The organism is Actinomycetes bacterium (assembly GCA_036510875.1).
Taxonomy (GTDB): Bacteria; Actinomycetota; Actinomycetes; order Prado026; family Prado026; genus DATCDE01.
Map to the genome: position 1 here is coordinate 1 of DATCDE010000297.1, position 2,375 is coordinate 2,375.

The 2,375-nt window shown below is 76.5% G+C and carries 2 protein-coding genes; both read right to left on the minus strand.

The window, feature by feature from the left end; translation table 11 throughout:
• Positions 1-1,665, minus strand: a 1,665-nt coding sequence (locus VIM19_17150; protein HEY5186583.1) for a DEAD/DEAH box helicase, incomplete at its 3' end; no start/stop codon positions are given.
• Between the two features lie 12 nt (positions 1,666-1,677).
• The coding region (locus tag VIM19_17155; protein HEY5186584.1) for an MFS transporter at positions 1,678-2,375 on the minus strand (698 nt) is incomplete at its 5' end.

A 2,375-nucleotide genomic window follows, 5' to 3' on the forward strand; every position in this document is an offset into this window, starting at 1 on the left:
GACCCGCCGCAGCTCGGCGTGGATGGCACCGTGCGGCTGCCCGCTCCGGTGGTGCCAGGCCCCGACCAGCGCGTTGAGCTCCTTGCGCGCCGCGACGAGGTCGGCGCGCATCGACGCGTCCGGCACCGGGGCCGGCGCAACGGCACGCGGCTCCCGCCGCTCCGCCTGGCGCTTGCGCAGCAGCAGGGCGACCTGGTCCGGCTCGAGCAGCCCCGGCAGCCCCAGGAAGTCCTCCTCCTCCGGACTGCCAAGGCCCGGCGTCGAGGCGAACTCGTCCCCGTCGAACAGCGCCCGGTCGAAGGTGGCCTCCGACTCCAGCGCCTCGAAGGACCCCTCGGGCGGCAGCCCGGGCTCCGTCGCGGTGGCCGCAGCGGCGGCCAGCAGCGCCTGCTCGGGCGCCCACAGGTCGTCGTCCGCCGTGGCCGGCCGGCCGAGCACGTGGTCGCGCTGGACCTCCAGCTCCGCGGCCAGGCTGAGCAGTGAGGGCACCGAGGGCAGGAAGACCGACGCCGTCTCGCCGCGCCGACGGGCCCGGACGAACCGGCCCACGGCCTGGGCGAAGTATAGCGGGGTGGCCGTGCTCGTCGCGTAGACCCCCACCGCGAGCCGGGGCACGTCCACGCCCTCGGACACCATCCGGACGGCGACCATCCAGCGCTCGTCCCCGGTGGCGAACTGCCCGATGCGCCTGCTCGCCCCCGGGTCGTCGGACAGCACCAGGACCGGACGTCGGCCGGTCAGCTCGGCGAGCAGCCGTGCGTAGGCACGGGCGGACGCGTGGTCGGTGGCGATGACCAGGCCCGCGGCGTCCGGGACGTGCCGGCGCACCTCGTCCAGGCGGCGGTCCGCCGCGGCGAGCACCCGCGGGATCCAGTCGCCGGACGGGTCCAGCGCCGTCCGCCAGGCCGGCGCGGTCAGGTCGCGGGTCAGCGGCTCGCCGAGCGTCGCGGTCACCTCGTCGCCCGCCTTGGTGCGCCAGCGCATCGACCCGGTGTACGCCAGGAAGATCACCGGGCGGACGACGCCGTCGCGCAGCGCCTCGCTGTAGCCGTAGGAGTGGTCGGCGACGCTGCGCGGCAGCCCCTCGGCGTCCGGGGCGTAGCCGACGAACGGGATCGGGTTCACGTCGGACCGGAACGGGGTCCCAGTCAGCGCCAGCCGGCGGGCCGCGGGCTCGAACGCCTCGCGGACGCCGTCCCCCCAGGACCGGGAGTCGCCCGCGTGGTGCACCTCGTCCAGGATCACCAGCGTGCGCCGGTCCTCGGTGCGCCGACGGTGCAGCATCGGGTGCGCGGCCACCTGGGCGTAGGTGACAGCGACCCCGGTGAAGGCGCGCGAGGCCGCGCCGTGGGCGTTGCGGAACTCGGGGTCGAGGGAGAGCCCCACCCGCTCCGCCGCCTCGGCCCACTGCCGCTTGAGGTGCTCGGTCGGGGCCACCACCGTCACCGCCTGGACCAGCCGGCGGTCGAGCAGCTCGGTGGCCACCCGCAGCGCGAACGTGGTCTTGCCGGCGCCGGGGGTGGCCACCGTGAGGAAGTCCCGGGGCAGCCCCCGCAGGTAGGCGTCCAAGGCCGCCTGCTGCCAGCCGCGCAGCGCCGCGGCGGTGCCCCAGGGCGCCCGGTCCGGGAAGGCCGGGGGCAGGTGGGAGGCGGCCGAGGTACTCATGCAGGCACGACCTTACGAGGCGGAGCCCCCGACCGCCGCGCCCGTCGGCGTGGCTCGGTGTGTCGGCCGCAGCCGCGCCGCGAGCAGGCTGCCGGCCAGGGCCAGCGCCGCCATCGAGGCGAAGATCACCCCGAACGCCACGGTGTCCGGCCCGGGCCGGGCGTGCGCGTAGGCGTAGACCGACCCGGCGAACCCGATGGCCAGGACGCCGCCGAGCGCGTCGGACAGCTGGAGCGCCGCCGAGTTCGCCCCCTGCTCCTGCGGCGGAGACAGCTCGAGGAGCAGCACCGACACTGAGGCCATGGCCACCCCCATGCCCAGGCCGCCCACCACCCAGGCGGCAGCGCTCAGTCCCGGCGGCACGGCCGGCACGAGGACCAGGACGACCGTCCCCACCCCGAGGGCCACGGCCACGCAGCCCAGCCGGACCAGCCGGTGCCGCGGCCACTCGCTGCCCGAATGCCCCTGGAACCAGGAGCCGGTGGCCCAGCCCAGCGCGCCGCCGGTGAGGGACAGCCCGGCCATGGTGGTGGACATCCCCCGCTTGGAGACCAGCATGAGCGGCACGAAAGCTTCCGCACCGAAGAACGCCCCGGCCAGCAGCCCGCGCATCCCGATCGTCGCGGGCAGCCCCGCGGCGAACCGGACCGTCCCCCGCGGAAGCAGCCGGTGCAGCGCCGGCACCAGCAGGGCGATCCCCACGACCGCCA